Here is a 14021-nt window from a genome sequence, read left to right as displayed (position 1 = left end):
GGGTCGGCCCCGAGTACCCCCTCAGTTGCCCGACAGCACCCTGACCAGGTCTTCTGCCGTCCGGCAGCGGTCCAGGAGCTCCTTGACGTGATTTCGCGTTCCGCGAAGCGGTTCGAGGGTTGGAACGCGCTGGAGCGAGTCCCTGCCCGGCAGATCGAAGATCACGGAGTCCCAGGAGGCCGCGGCGACGTCGTCGGCGTACTGCTCCAGGCAGCGGCCGCGGAAGTACGCGCGCGTGTCCTCCGGTGGCTTCGTACGGGCCCGCTCGACCTGGTCGTCGCTCAGCAGCCGCTTGATACGGCCGCGGGCCGCCAGACGGTTGTAGAGGCCCTTCTCGGGGCGTACGTCGGCGTACTGGAGGTCGACCAGGTGCAGCCGGGCGGCATCCCAGTCGAGGTCGTCCCGGCGCCGGTAGCCCTCCATGAGTTCCCGCTTGGCGACCCAGTCCAGCTCGCCGGCCAGGCTCATGGGGTCGTTCTCCAGGCGGTTGAGCGTGTCCTCCCAGCGGGCCAGGACGTCCTTGGTCTGGTCGTCGGCGTCCGCGCCGTACCGCTCCTCCACGTACTTGCGCGACAGCTCGAAGTACTCCATCTGCAGCTGGACCGCGGTGAGGGTCCGGCCGCTGCGGAGCGTGACCAGACGCTTGAGCGTCGGGTCGTGGGAGACCTGGTGGAGGGTGCGAACGGGCTGGTCCACCGCCAGGTCGACGGCGATGAAGCCGTCCTCGATCATGGACAGGACCAGCGCCGTCGTGCCCAGCTTCAGGTAGGTGGAGATCTCCGAGAGGTTCGCGTCGCCGATGATCACGTGCAGGCGGCGGTACTTCTCGGCGTCGGCGTGCGGCTCGTCGCGGGTGTTGATGATCGGGCGCTTGAGGGTGGTCTCCAGGCCCACCTCGACCTCGAAGTAGTCGGCGCGCTGACTGAGCTGGAAGCCGTGCTCGTGCCCGTCCTGGCCGATGCCGACGCGCCCCGCGCCGGTGACGACCTGGCGGGAGACGAAGAACGGCGTCAGGTGGCGCACGATGTCCGAGAACGCGGTTTCCCGCTTCATCAGGTAGTTCTCGTGCGTCCCGTAGGAGGCGCCCTTGTTGTCGGTGTTGTTCTTGTAGAGGTGGATCGGCTGCGCGCCCGGGAGCTGGGCGGCACGCTCGGCCGCCTCGGCCATGATCCGCTCGCCGGCCTTGTCCCACAGGACGGCGTCCCAGGGGTTGGTGACCTCGGGAGAGCTGTATTCGGGGTGCGCGTGGTCGACGTAGAGCCGCGCGCCGTTGGTGAGGATCACGTTGGCCAGGCCGATGTCCTCGTCGGTGAGCTGGCTGGAGTCGGCGGCCTCGCGGGCGAGGTCGAAGCCTCGCGCGTCCCGCAGCGGGTTCTCCTCCTCGAAATCCCAGCGGGCCCGGCGGGCCCGGTGCATCGCCGCCGCGTAGGCGTTGACGATCTGGGACGAGGTGAGCATGGCATTGGCGTTGGGGTGACCGGGGACGGAGATCCCGTACTCCGTCTCGATGCCCATTACTCGCCGTACGGTCATGCGGCCCTCCTTGCCCGGCGGCGCCCTCGGTCGGGGGCACCGCTCAAGTACCGCTGGCGCTCCGGTGCGTGTGCGGTGCCCGTCCCCGCACTGCGCGACTCGGCGGTACCGAAGAGCCTAGAACGCCTCTGCGCTGGTGGGGAGATCATTTGCGTCATTGCCTTGCTCCAGCCTCGCCCGAAAAACAGTCGGCTGCGGGTACCCGGTGAGGGCACCCGCAGCCGCCCTGTCTTTTACAGGTACTGACCGGTGTTCGCCACCGTGTCGATGGAGCGTCCGGTGTCCGCACCCTGCTTTCCGGTGATGAGCGTTCGGATGTAAACGATCCGCTCGCCCTTCTTTCCGGAGATCCGGGCCCAGTCGTCCGGGTTGGTCGTGTTGGGCAGGTCCTCGTTTTCCTTGAACTCGTCCACACAGGCCTGCAGGAGGTGGGAAACCCTCAGGCCCTTCTGGTTGTGTTCCAGGAAGTCCTTGATCGCCATCTTCTTGGCGCGGCCCACGATGTTCTCGATCATGGCGCCGGAATTGAAGTCCTTGAAGTAGAGGACTTCCTTGTCGCCATTGGCGTACGTGACCTCCAGGAAGCGGTTTTCCTCGGATTCGGCGTACATGTGTTCCACGGCCGTCTGGATCATGCTCTGGACCGTGCTGGTCTTGCTGCCGCTGTGCTCGCCGACGTCGTCGGAGTGCAGCGGGAGTCGCTCGGTGAGGTACTTGCCGAAGATGTCCTTCGCCGCCTCGGCGTCCGGACGCTCGATCTTGATCTTCACGTCGAGCCGGCCGGGCCGCAGGATGGCGGGGTCGATCATGTCCTCACGGTTGGAGGCACCGATCACGACCACGTTCTGCAGACCCTCCACACCGTCGATCTCGGCGAGCAGCTGCGGGACGATGGTGTTCTCCACGTCCGAGCTGACACCGGAGCCACGGGTGCGGAAGAGGGACTCCATCTCGTCGAAGAAGACGATGACGGGGGTGCCCTCGCTGGCCTTCTCACGAGCACGCTGGAAGACGAGGCGGATCTGCCGCTCGGTCTCGCCGACGTACTTGTTCAGGAGCTCGGGGCCCTTGATGTTGAGGAAGAAGCTCTTGCCCGTGGCCTGTCCGGTCACCTCGGCGACCTTCTTGGCCAGCGAGTTGGCGACGGCCTTGGCGATGAGCGTCTTGCCGCATCCGGGAGGCCCGTACAGCAGGACGCCCTTGGGCGGCCGCAGTTCGTGCTCCTTGAAGAGGTCGGGGTAGAGGTACGGCAGCTCGACCGCGTCGCGGATCGCCTCGATCTGGCCGCCCAGACCGCCGATCTGCTCGTAGCCGATGTCCGGGACCTCTTCGAGGACGAGTTCCTCGACCTCGCTCTTCGGTACGACCTCGTAGACATAGCCGGAACGGGGTTCGAGCAGGAGGGCGTCGCCGGGACGGATGACGACGTCCAGCAGTGGCTCGGCGAGCCGTACCACCCGTTCCTCGTCGGTGTGCCCCACCACGAGGGCGCGCTCGCCGTCCTCAAGGATCTCCTTGAGGGTGACGATGTCGCCCACGCTCTCGTACTCCATGGCCTCGACCACGTTGAGAGCCTCGTTGAGCATCAGTTCCTGGCCGCGCCGGAGCTCGTCGACCTCGACGCTGGGGCTGACGTTCACCCGGAGCTTGCGGCCACCGGTGAAGATGTCGGCGGTGCCGTCCTCGTTCGCCTGCAGGAAGACACCGAAGCCGGCCGGCGGCTGCGCGAGCCGGTCGACTTCCTCCTTGAGAGCCACGATCTGGTCTCTGGCCTCACGGAGCGTGTTGGCGAGCCGCTCGTTCTGAGCGGACACGCCGGCCAGGTTGGTCTGCAGCTCGACGATCCGCTCTTCGAGAATCCTCGTGTGTCGCGGAGAGTCGGCGAGCTTACGTCGCAGGACGGCGATCTCCTGCTCAAGGTAGGCAATCTGCCCGACGGGGTCTTCGGACCCTCGTCCCGGGCGGATGCCGCGGTTCATGTCGTCGTCGTGGGCTGCCACGGTCCTCACCTCCTCCAAGGGGAGCTGGACGCTTCCAGACCCTACCTGGGTGGGTGTCGATTGAAACCCCTAGATCAAAAGACTGTCGAGGTGTGTCCGATCTTCACCCTTGCGCTCTCCCTCACGCCAGGGGAATACCCACCGAACATGATTGGAAAGCTGCCGGAGGTAGGGTCAAAGTGTTCAACACCCGTCAGAGCTGGCCGGATTCCCGTTCGGCTCGACGCAGAAACGGCAGGAGAGATGAGCGTGCAGCAGCAGGCCGGGGCCACCAGCGAGGATCTGGAGGTCTGGATCGACCAGGATCTGTGTACCGGCGACGGCATCTGCGCCCAGTACGCGCCCGAGGTGTTCGAGCTCGACATCGACGGCCTGGCCTACGTGAAGGGCTCCGGCGACGAGCTCCTTCAGGACAAGGGCGCCACAACGCCCGTACCGTTGCCGCTTCTCACCGATGTGGTGGACTCCGCGAAGGAATGTCCGGGCGACTGCATCCACGTCCGCCGCGTATCGGACAAGGTCGAGCTCTACGGCCCTGACGCCGAGTGACCTTGCCGCCACATCCCGTCACCGCTGTCTGATTTCTCACAGCGTGGGTTGCGCGGTTCAGACGTTCTGTGCTCCGGCGGGTGCCGAGCGCACGAACGCGCCGTTCTTCCACGCCCACTTCACGCTGTCCTTGACGTCCGGGCAGCAACTGGGCACGTCGGCGGACGAGTAGCCGAGGAGCGTCGCGAGGACGGCTCCGTCCCGGAGGGCGAAGTCGGTCACGGTGCGTCGGTCCTTGGGGTCGACCAGGGTGGCGACCACCCGGGGCTTGCCGCCCTCCGCCGCCCGGGTGAGGACGTACACGCCGTCGGGCGGTGTTCCCATCGCCGCGTCGCAGTGCACCACGACCACCGTCTCCGGCCTGCCGTCGCCGTCAAGGTCTCCGGAGGCCTTCTTCAGCACGAGCTCCTTGACGCGACCGCACTCGATCGGGAAGTCGACACCCGTGGGGTCGGGGGGCGCGGTGACGGCCGGGGCGCCCTTGGTCTCCGGGCCGGCCGCCTGGGCCGCCGTGGCCGGGTTGGGTTGCAGGACCGAGGAGAGGGCCACCACCGCGGCGACGGCCGTCGCGGTGGCGACCCAGTGGATCGGACGAGTGTGGGTGTGTGCCAGTTCCGGGACGGCGGATTGCTGCACTAGGAGTGTCTCCCGTGGGGCTGTACCGGTGGGGGTGGCCTGCATGGTGCCACACGTCACAGTGCGGGGGAACGGCGGGGTGGCAGTTCACAGGGCACTGGCTCTGCGGGCCGAGCCATGGTTTCCACGGATTCTGGCTCCGCGTCAACATGGATGCGCAGTGGCCGAGTTCCCGGAGGTCTGGGGGAACTCGGCCACGGCGTTTGTGCGTTGTCGCGGCAGGGGGCCGCCCCGGGAGCGTGCTCTAGCGGCCTGCGCCCGCGTCGGCGTTGGGGCCCGTGTAGTCATCGCCGTAGGCGCCCTTGGCGGGGCGGCGGCGGCGCATGGGCGGCTCGACGCCGTCGGCGAGGCGGCGGGCGGTGAGCAGGAAGCCGGTGTGGCCGATCATCCGGTGGTCCGGGCGGACAGCCAGGCCCTCGACGTGCCAGTTGCGGATCATCGATTCCCAGGCGGACGGCTCGTTGAAGCAGCCGATCTCGCGGATGGACTCGACGGTCCGGGCGAGCTGGGTGGTGGTCGCCACGTAGCAGCACAGGATGCCGCCGGGGACGAGCGCCTTGGAGACGGCCTCCAGGCACTCCCACGGGGCGAGCATGTCCAGGATGACCCGGTCGACGTCGGGATCGCTCAGGTTGTCCTGGAGGTCGCCGACGGTGAGCTGCCAGGCCGGGTGCGGGCCGCCGAAGTAGCGTTCCACGTTCTGCTGGGCGATCTCGGCGAAGTCCTCGCGGCGCTCGTAGGAGTGCAGCATGCCCTGGTCGCCGATGGCGCGCAGCAGGAAGCTGCTGAGCGAGCCGGAGCCGACGCCGGCCTCGACGACGCGTGCGCCGGGGAAGATGTCGGCGAAGGCGAGGATCTGCCCCGCGTCCTTCGGGTAGACGACGGCTGCCCCGCGGGGCATGGACAGGACGTAGTCGGGGAGCAGGGGGCGCAGCGCGAGGTAGGCGACGTTCCCGGTGGTGCGGACAACGCTGCCCTCGGGAGCACCGATCAGTTCGTCGTGCGGGAAGGAACCCTTGTGGGTGTGGAAGTTCTTCCCGGCCTCGAGCGTGAACGTGTAGTGGCGGCCCTTGGGGTCGGTCAGCTGAACCTGGTCCCCGACCTTGAAGGGCCCGCGCCTGCGGGCGGCACCGGTCGGTTCGGACATGTGACCAGCCTACCGGCGTTTGGGGGATGCGCCGACCACCCGGTGTTCAGTTCGGGCGGGCCATCGCCTTCACGAAAGCCCGCTCCACATCGGCCGCCGACAGGACACCGTAGATCTCGCCGGTCTCCTCGACGACCAGGTACTCGGTGGCCGGGGTGGCGCGCAGGGTCTCCAGGAGGTCCTCACCGGCCAGCTCCGCGGAGACGCGCATCCCCTCGGTGAGGTCCTGGGCGAGGCCGCTGACGGCGACCCAGGGACGGCGGTGCTCCGGCACGCCCACGATGGCGGCCTCGCGGACGAGGGACAGCGGGTTGCCGTCGGCGTCGACGACGACCAGGGCGCGGGCGCCGGCCGCGTTGGCGCGGCGCAGGGCCTCGGAGAGGGGGGTGTTCGTCTCCACGGGGACCGCGCGGCGGGTGAGGTTGCGGGCCCGCAGGTCGGGCAGGTGCTCGCGCAGGCGGGCCATGCGCAGGCTGTTGCCGGCGCCGGTCCAGATGATGGCGGCGAGGATCGCGGCGAGCAGGGCGTCCATGACGGTGTCCATGCCGACGTTGTCCTCGGCGTTGGAGCCGAGCGCCCCGGACTGGGTGAGCAGGGGAAGGCCGATCAGGACACAGACGGCGAGGGCGCGGCCGACCCAGGCGGCGGCGATGGTGCCGCTCATCGGCTTGCCGGTGATCTTCCATACGATCGCGCGGAGCATGCGGCCGCCGTCGAGGGGCAGGCCGGGCAGGAGGTTGAAGGCGGCGACGATGAGGTTGGAGATCATCAGGCCGGCCAGCAGCACGCCCGGGACCGTGCCGGGCTCGACGGGCAGCAGGGCGAGGTAGAAGAGGCCGGAGAGGGCGAGGGAGAGCAGCGGGCCGACGAAGGCCAGCCAGAACTCCCGTCCCGGGGTCTCGGCCTCCTTCTCGATCTCGGAGACCCCGCCGAAGAACTGGAGCTGGATGCGGCGGACGGGCAGCTTGAAGCGGAGGGCCGCGACCGTGTGGGCCAGTTCGTGGACGAGCACGGAGGCGTAGAAGGCGATCGCGAAGAAGAGGGAGACCAGGTAGCGGGCGGCGCCGAGCTCCGGCAGCACGCGGTCCAGCTGGCCGCCGAACACCCAGGTGATCAGGGCGGCGACGAGGAACCAGCTGGGCGCGACATACACCGGCACCCCGAACGGCCGCCCCATCAGCAGCCCACCGCCGGGCCCGGGTTCCCGGGGGCGCCTGGGCGGACGGCCCTTGGCGAGACCGGAGTGGGCGAGGGTGCGGTCGGCGGCAGTGGTGTCGTGGTGGGGGCGGTCCTCGGGGCCGGGTGTGGGGGCGGCGGGCGCATGATCGCCGACGGGGGGTTCGGTGTGAGGGCGGCCCTCGGGGCGGGTCGTGGCGGCGGGCGGCGGGGCGGCGTCTGGGCCCTGCGCTTGGTCTGCGGGGACCTGCTCCTCGGGGCGCTCGGCGTCGCTGTCCGTCGCGGCGCTCCCCGTTTCGTCCTCGTGGGGCGGGTCCAACCGTCGTACGACCATGGTCGGTTCGTCGGGTGGAGTGGTCTTGTCGGTGCCGGTGGGCTTCGGGGCCGGGTCGGGGCGTGCGGGATCCGGGGCCGGGGTCGCAGGTGCTGCGTGGTGCTCGGCCGACTCGTCGTTGCCGGGCCGCGGCTGTCCGCTACCGCCGCTCTCGTCCACGGTGTCCCCTCGTTCGAAGCGTCTCCCGCGCCTGCCGGACGGGAGGGTCTCGGGTCGATGGTATGCGGCAGTCGCGACCCGTTCCGCCCGGCACCCCCGTGTTTCCTCCGTCCTCGCACCGGCCGCGACCGCGACTGGGTCACTGTCAGTGGCGGGCCGTATGGTCTGTCGTCATGGAGACGAGCGCAGAGGGCGTCACAGCGGCCACCGGCGGCGACACCACAGAGGTGGAGCAGCCGGTCACGGCCGAGCCGGCGGCGACAGAGGCAGTGGACACCGCGGCCACGTCGGCCCCGGTCCGGTCCACGGCCATAGCGCCGACCTCCCTGTCGCCCTCGCGTGCCAGTGACTTCATGCAGTGCCCACTGCTGTACCGGTTCCGGGTGATCGACCGGCTGCCCGAGAAGCCGAGCGAGGCGGCGACCAGAGGCACGCTGGTGCACGCGGTGCTGGAGCGGCTCTTCGACGCCCCGGCCGTGGAGCGGACCGCGCCCCGCGCCAAGTCGCTCATCCCCGGCCAGTGGGACCGGCTCAGGGAGAGTCGCCCCGAGGTCGTCGAGCTGTTCGCCGACGACCCGGAGGGCGAGCGGCTGGCGCGCTGGCTCGGCGAGGCGGAACGGCTGGTGGAGCGCTGGTTCACGCTGGAGGACCCCACCCGGCTCGAGCCCACCGAGCGCGAGCTGTTCATCGAGGCCCAGCTGGACTCCGGGCTGAAGCTGCGCGGGATCATCGACCGGGTCGACGTGGCGCCCACCGGTGAGGTGCGGATCGTCGACTACAAGACGGGCAAGGCGCCCCGGCCCGAGTACGCCGAGGGTGCCCTGTTCCAGATGAAGTTCTACGCCCTGGTGGTGTGGCGGCTGAAGAACGTGATCCCGCGCCGGCTCCAGCTCGTCTACCTCGGCAGCGGTGACGTCCTGACCTACGACCCCGTCCTCGCGGACCTGGAGCGCGTCGAGCGCAAGCTGCACGCGCTGTGGGAGGCGATCCGGGAGGCCACGGACACCGGCGAATGGCGGCCCCGCCCCACCAAGCTGTGCGGCTGGTGCGACCACCAGGCCCACTGCCCGGAGTTCGGCGGCACTCCCCCGCCGTATCCGCTGGCGGTGAGGGCGCTGGAGTCCGGGGACGCGACGCAGGGCAGAATGGGGCCGGACTAGCGAAGGAGACTTACGTGGCCATCCGCGTCCTACTGGTCGACGACCAGCCGCTGCTGCGTACCGGCTTCCGGATGATTCTGGAGGCCGAGCAGGATCTCGCGGTCGTCGGCGAGGCCGGAGACGGCCTCCAGGCCATCGACCAGGTGCGTGCACTGCAGCCCGATGTGGTGCTGATGGACATCCGTATGCCGCGGATGGACGGTGTGGAGGCGACGCGGCAGATCACCGGGCCCGGGCGGGACGGTCCGGCCAAGGTGCTGGTGCTGACCACGTTCGACCTCGACGAGTACGTGGTGGAGGCGCTGCGCGCGGGAGCCAGCGGGTTCCTGCTCAAGGACGCCCCGGCCAACGAGCTGGTCCAGGCGATCCGGGTGGTGGCCGCGGGCGAGGCGATGCTCGCGCCGAGCATCACGCGCCGGCTTCTCGACAAGTACGCCACGCATCTGCCGTCCGGCGAGGAACCGGTCCCGGACACGCTGCACACCCTCACCGACCGTGAGGTGGAGGTGCTGAAGCTGGTGGCGCGCGGCCTGTCCAACGCGGAGATCGCCGCCGACCTCTTCGTCAGCGAGACCACCGTCAAGACGCACGTCGGTCACGTCCTCACCAAGCTGGGGCTGCGCGACCGGGTCCAGGCGGCGGTGTACGCGTACGAGAGCGGACTGGTGCGCCCCGGCGCACAGTAAGCGGTCCTACGACGCCGAGGGCGCCCCCGCTCACAAGCGGGGGCGCCCTCGGCGTTCGTACGGCCGTTGTTCAGCCCTTGCTGAGCTCCCAGAACCGGAACACGGTCGAGGCGTCGAGGCAGTACTCCAGGCCGTAGACGTCGTCGCGGGTGACGGCGTACTGCTTGGCCTGCCAGACGGGCAGGACCGGGAGTTCGTCGGCGACGATGTCCTGGAGCTTGCCGTAGGGGTCGTCGGTCGCGGCGCGGTCGCTCTGGGCGGCGGTCTGCGGGATGAGCGTGCCGGTGATCGCCTTGTTGGCGTAGTTGTTGCTCAGCACGTTGCCCTCGCCGAAGAAGGGGGCCGTGAAGTTGTCGGCGTCCGGGTAGTCGGGCACCCAGCCCTTGACGTAGACGCCGTACTTGCCGTCGGCGATGTCCTGCTCGTACTGGTCGAAGGCGACGGACTGCACCTCGGCGTCGAACAGGCCGCTGGCGTTGAGCTGTTCGGCGATCGCGGTCAGCTCGTCGTCGGTGGCGGGGCCGTAGCGGGACGGGGTCGACCAGAGGGTCAGCTTCACCTTGCCGGTGATGCCGTCGGCCTGGAGGGCGGCGGCGGCCTTGGCCTTGGAGGGGCGGGCGCCGTAGGTGTCGAAGTAGGCCGTGTTGTGGCCGGAGATGCCCGCCGGGATGATCGAGTACAGCGGGGTGGCGGTGCCCTGGTAGACGTCCTTGATGAGGGCGTCGCGGTCGAGCAGGTGGGCGATGGCCTTGCGGACGCCGAGCTGTCCGGCGACCGGGTCGTCCATGTTGAAGACCAGGTGCTGGACCTCGGCGCTGCTGCCCTCGACGATCTCCACGCCGGAGCTGTCGTCGGCCTGCTCGATGTCGGCGATGTCGCTCGCGGACAGGCCGCGGTAGGCGATGTCGACCTTGTTGTCGAGCAGGGACTTCTTCAGTGCGGACTGGTCTCCGTGGAAGAACTTCAGCGTGACGCCGGTGTTCTGCGGGTCGGCGGTGCCCTCGTAGTTCTCGTTGACCGAGAAGACGGCCTCGTCCTCGCCGAAGGAGTCCAGCTCGTACGGGCCGGAGCCGACGGCCTCGCCGTCCTCGCGCAGCCCGTCGGCGTCGTACTGGGTGTGGTCGACGATGGAGCCGGCACCCGAGGCGATCTTGCTCGGGAAGGTGGCGTCCGGCGTGTTGAGGTGGAAGACCACCGTCTTCTCGTCCGGGGTCTCGACCTTCTCCAGCATGGGGAACATGATCGCGGGACCGGCGTTGTCGTTGATCTTCAGCATGCGGTCGAAGGAGAACTTGACGTCCTCTGAGGTGAGCGAGTCACCGTTGCTGAACTTGAGGCCGTCCTTCAGGGTGCACTCGTAGACCTGGGTCCGCGTGTCTGTGAAGGAGCACTCCTCGGCGGCCTCCGGCTGCGGTTCCGTGGCGCCCCTGGGGAAGCTCAGGAGCGACTGGAAGACGTTGTTGAACAACAGCCAGGAGCCGGGGTCGTAGCCGGAGGCGGGGTCGGTGGCCAGGACGTCGTCGGACATCCCCATCACCACCGAGGAGCCGCTCCCCCCGGAGTCGCCGGACCCCGTTCCGCAGCCGGTCAACAGGCCGGAGGCCAGCCCTGCCACGATGGGCAGGACCGGCCACGGGTTGCGCTTATTCACGAGCAGGTGCCTTGTCGTCGATTTCGGGACCCCGGGGCCACCCTCCCGGGCCCCGGGCAGGGGAGGTTCAGCCGCTCACACCACGGCCGAGCTCCCACAGCTGAAGAGTCGAGGAGGAGTTGAGCGCGTACGCGGTCCCCGTGACGTCGTCGCGGGCGGCGACGTACTGCTTGCCCTGCCACAGCGGCAGGACGGGAACGTCGTCCGCGACGATGTCCTGAATGTCCGTCAGGCTGGCGGCCGCGGACAGCCGGTCCGCCTCACGGCGGGACTCCGGGATGAGGGTGTTGCGGATCTCGCTGTTCACATACGGCGAGCCGATGGTGTTGTCCTTGTCCAGGAACGGCGCGAGGTAGTTGTCGGCGTCCGGGAAGTCCGGGAACCAGCCCATGCCGTAGACGTCGTACTCGCCCTTCTGCTCGGCGGAGCGGAAGGTCGACCAGGGGGCGCCCTCGATGCTGACGTCGAACAGGCCGCTGTCGTTGAGCTGCTTCTGCAGCACCTCGAACTCCTGCTTGGTGGCCGGGCCGTAGTGGTCGGTCGTGTAGTGCAGCGTCAGCTTCACCGGGGCGGTGACGTTGGCCTGGCTCAGCAGGGACTTGGCCTTGGTGACGTTCGGGTCGCCGTACTTGTTGAAGAACGCGTTGGAGTGACCCGTGATGCTGGCCGGGACCATGGAGAACAGCGGCTCGGCCTGGGAGCCGTAGACCTTGGAGACGAGTTCGCTGCGGTTGATCAGCTGGGCCATCGCCTGGCGGACCGCCTTGGACTTCACCGTCGGGGCGTTGGTGTCGAAGCCCAGGTAGCGGATCTCCAGGCCGGCCGTCTCGACGATGTCGATGTCGCCGTCCGTGGCGTTGGTGAGCTTGTTGATCTGCTCCGGCGACATGGTGCGGGTCATCACGTCGATGTCGCCCTTGTCGAGCGCGGTCCCCATGGCGTCGGCACCCTCGAAGGAGCGCAGGCTGATCTCGTCGTTGTTCACCTTCAGCGTCCCCTTGTAGTTGGGGTTCTTGGTGAACACGGCGTCGACGAGCTCGTCGTTCTTGACCTCGGCCCGCAGCGTGTACGGGCCCGAGCCGTCCACGTCGAAGCCGTCGCGCAGCTTGCCCTTCTCGTAGTCGTCCGGGTCGACGATGCCGGCGACGGGGGTCGACAGCTTGAACGGGAAGGTGGCGTCCGCGGTCTTGAGATGAAAGATGACTTCGTTGTCGCCCTGCGTTTCGATGGTGTCGATGGTGGACAGCAGGGCGAACACACCGCTGTCGGCCTTGATGGCGAGGGCGCGGTCGATCGAGAACTTCACGTCCTCGGCGGTGACGGCGTCGCCGTTGGCGAACTTCAGGCCGTCCCGGAGCTTGCAGGCGTAGCGCTCGTTGCCGGAGTCGGTGAAGCCGCAGCTCTGGGCGGCCTCCGGTACGGGTTCACCCTCGCCCTTCGGCTGGATCATCAGGGTCTGCACGGTCTGGCGCAGGATGTTCCAGGTGCCGACGTCGTAGGCGTACGCCGGGTCGAGAGGCGCGGGGGCGTCCTTCGAGGCGGTGAACCGGTCCGTGGTGCCGACGACGATCGCACCGTCGTTGTCACTCCCGCTGCCGGACCCACCGCAGGCGGCGAGCACCGGCGCGAGCAGGCCGATCACGGCCGGCAGCACCAAAGTCTTGCGGTTCATGCTCGAGTTTCTCCAGAGCTGTCGAGTCCGTGTACCCGGCATGCATGGGTGTCGCAGCGGATCACGGGGTAAGGGCGAGGTTCTCGCTAGGAGATTAGTCCGCACCTGCAGGACGGTTCGCAGCCACCGGAGTTGAGGCCCCATCACGCAGCGAAACCGGCTGCGGACAGACCGAAAACCCGAGGACGGAAGGATTAGTGCAGGGTTTCACGAATCAGGACACAAGGGCACGCCTCAGCGCCTCGACAGGGAGCGAAGACCATGCACCCGGCACCCTGTCGACCCCGCGCCGAGTGGGGAACGTCACATCCTCCGCGGTCTGATCCAATACCGGAATTCGGCCGTCCGTCGCGGCCGAATTACCCTCGTGGAATTAGTACCCTATCGGCGCTGCACGCTGGGTGAACGCCTAAGGCATTTCCGTCATCAGGCCGCGCAGAAATGCCAGGTCCACCTCTTCGAGCGAGGTCACAACGGTGCGCCGGGCGGCCGGGGCGATGGGCGCCACGGAGGGCACCGCCACCACATGGCAGCCCGCTGCCTCCGCCGCAGCCACGCCGGTCGAGGTGTCCTCGACGACCGCGCATCTGGCCGGATCCACGCCGAGGCCGGCGGCGGCGAAGAGATACGGATCGGGGTGCGGCTTGGTGCGCCCCACCTCGTCACCGGCGACCGTCAGGGCGAAGTACTGGGGACCGAGCGAGGTGAGCACCCGGTCGATGATGCGCCGGTGCGACGCGGAGACCAGGGCCGTCGGGATCTCGTGCGCGGCAAGTTCGGCCAACAAACGGGTCGCGCCCGGCATCAGCGGCAGGGCACGGTCGATACGGTCCTCGAAGCCCTGGTTCAGCAGCCCGGTGAGCTCCGCGATAGCGATGTCGGCACCGGTGGCCTCGATCAGGAACCCCGCGCTGCGGCTCATGGGGCCGCCGACCACGACATGGCGCCAGGAGTCGTCGAGGGTGTGACCGAGGCCGGCGAAGATCTCGACCTCGACGTCCCACCAGAAGCCCTCGGTGTCCACCAGGGTTCCGTCCATGTCGAGGAGCACGGCTTGCAGGGCTGAGCCTTCGGCCGTACGAGTGTCTGGCGCAGGGACCGTACTGGTCATCCGGGCGCACCTCCTTGAGGGACGATCAGGCCGGTTCCCACATGGGGAACCGGCCTGCGATGGACCGACCAGTGTACGACTTATCCGGTCAGCGCGCTCGGTGAGACGTGTCTCAGCGTGCGTTGAAGTATTTGGCTTCGGGGTGGTGGATGACGATGGCGTCGGTGGACTGTTCGGGGTGGAGCTGGAATTCCTCGGAGAGGTGGA

11 protein-coding genes are annotated in these 14021 nt (G+C 68.6%); 3 read left to right on the top strand and 8 right to left on the bottom strand.

Features of this window, described 5'->3' with window-relative positions; genetic code table 11:
- Positions 1–21: 21 nt before the first annotated feature.
- Positions 22–1533 carry a depupylase/deamidase Dop gene (dop, locus tag ACFWWR_RS23265; protein WP_383865026.1) on the bottom strand — a complete coding sequence of 504 codons (1512 nt, stop codon included), beginning with the start codon at positions 1531–1533 and terminating at the stop codon, positions 22–24.
- 233 nt (positions 1534–1766) lie between these two features.
- Positions 1767–3533, bottom strand: coding sequence for a proteasome ATPase (arc, locus tag ACFWWR_RS23260; RefSeq protein WP_383865029.1), 1767 nt, complete (start codon positions 3531–3533; stop codon positions 1767–1769).
- 243 nt (positions 3534–3776) lie between these two features.
- Between arc and ACFWWR_RS23255 the strand changes: the two genes are divergently transcribed.
- Positions 3777–4082, top strand: coding sequence for a ferredoxin (locus ACFWWR_RS23255; protein WP_383865032.1), 306 nt, complete (start codon positions 3777–3779; stop codon positions 4080–4082).
- 57 nt (positions 4083–4139) lie between these two features.
- Here the strand turns inward: ACFWWR_RS23255 and ACFWWR_RS23250 are convergent, their stop codons facing one another.
- The 3 genes from ACFWWR_RS23250 to ACFWWR_RS23240 all read right to left on the bottom strand — a co-directional run bounded on the left by ACFWWR_RS23250 (position 4140) and on the right by ACFWWR_RS23240 (position 7534).
- Positions 4140–4718: a hypothetical protein gene (locus tag ACFWWR_RS23250; RefSeq protein ID WP_383865035.1), complete on the bottom strand. Its 579-nt coding sequence runs from the start codon at positions 4716–4718 to the stop codon at positions 4140–4142.
- A 244-nt stretch (positions 4719–4962) separates the two neighbouring features.
- Positions 4963–5865, bottom strand: a complete 903-nt coding sequence (locus tag ACFWWR_RS23245) for a tRNA (adenine-N1)-methyltransferase (protein ID WP_383865038.1) — start codon at positions 5863–5865, stop codon at positions 4963–4965.
- Between the two features lie 46 nt (positions 5866–5911).
- Positions 5912–7534, bottom strand: a complete 1623-nt coding sequence (locus ACFWWR_RS23240; RefSeq protein WP_383865041.1) for a site-2 protease family protein — start codon at positions 7532–7534, stop codon at positions 5912–5914.
- A 173-nt stretch (positions 7535–7707) separates the two neighbouring features.
- Between ACFWWR_RS23240 and ACFWWR_RS23235 the strand changes: the two genes are divergently transcribed.
- Together ACFWWR_RS23235 and ACFWWR_RS23230 are read left to right on the top strand one after the other, a co-directional pair.
- The gene (locus ACFWWR_RS23235) at positions 7708–8694 is read left to right on the top strand and encodes a RecB family exonuclease (RefSeq protein ID WP_384305069.1); all 987 of its coding nucleotides are present in this window, start codon (positions 7708–7710) and stop codon (positions 8692–8694) included.
- A 14-nt stretch (positions 8695–8708) separates the two neighbouring features.
- Positions 8709–9380, top strand: a complete 672-nt coding sequence (locus tag ACFWWR_RS23230; protein ID WP_166628136.1) for a response regulator transcription factor — start codon at positions 8709–8711, stop codon at positions 9378–9380.
- 70 nt (positions 9381–9450) lie between these two features.
- Here ACFWWR_RS23230 and ACFWWR_RS23225 read toward each other — a convergent pair whose 3' ends face one another.
- The 3 genes from ACFWWR_RS23225 to ACFWWR_RS23215 all read right to left on the bottom strand — a co-directional run bounded on the left by ACFWWR_RS23225 (position 9451) and on the right by ACFWWR_RS23215 (position 13814).
- A complete protein-coding gene (locus tag ACFWWR_RS23225) occupies positions 9451–11031 on the bottom strand; it encodes an ABC transporter substrate-binding protein (protein ID WP_383865047.1) in 1581 nt (526 codons plus the stop codon).
- Positions 11032–11098: 67 nt separating this feature from the next.
- On the bottom strand, positions 11099–12703 hold the full coding sequence (locus ACFWWR_RS23220; protein WP_384305067.1) for an ABC transporter substrate-binding protein: 1605 nt from the start codon (positions 12701–12703) through the stop codon (positions 11099–11101).
- A gap of 409 nt (positions 12704–13112) precedes the next feature.
- On the bottom strand, positions 13113–13814 hold the full coding sequence (locus tag ACFWWR_RS23215; protein ID WP_384305065.1) for an HAD family hydrolase: 702 nt from the start codon (positions 13812–13814) through the stop codon (positions 13113–13115).
- Positions 13815–14021: the final 207 nt, after the last annotated feature.

This window comes from Streptomyces sp. NPDC058678, from assembly GCF_042714835.1.
Classification (GTDB): domain Bacteria; phylum Actinomycetota; class Actinomycetes; order Streptomycetales; family Streptomycetaceae; genus Streptomyces.
The sequence above is the reverse complement of the archived record's forward strand: the minus strand, read 5'-3'. Positions and strand labels throughout refer to the sequence as shown.

Excerpts from the sequence above, each read along its gene's own strand:
- dop (WP_383865026.1), bottom strand. The coding sequence starts at position 1,533 with ATGACCGTACGGCGAGTAATGGGCATCGAGACGGAGTACGGGATCTCC.
- ACFWWR_RS23255 (WP_383865032.1), top strand. The coding sequence starts at position 3,777 with ATGAGCGTGCAGCAGCAGGCCGGGGCCACCAGCGAGGATCTGGAGGTC.
- ACFWWR_RS23245 (WP_383865038.1), bottom strand. The coding sequence starts at position 5,865 with ATGTCCGAACCGACCGGTGCCGCCCGCAGGCGCGGGCCCTTCAAGGTC.
- ACFWWR_RS23235 (WP_384305069.1), top strand. The coding sequence starts at position 7,708 with ATGGAGACGAGCGCAGAGGGCGTCACAGCGGCCACCGGCGGCGACACC.
- ACFWWR_RS23220 (WP_384305067.1), bottom strand. The coding sequence starts at position 12,703 with ATGAACCGCAAGACTTTGGTGCTGCCGGCCGTGATCGGCCTGCTCGCG.
- ACFWWR_RS23215 (WP_384305065.1), bottom strand. The coding sequence starts at position 13,814 with ATGACCAGTACGGTCCCTGCGCCAGACACTCGTACGGCCGAAGGCTCA.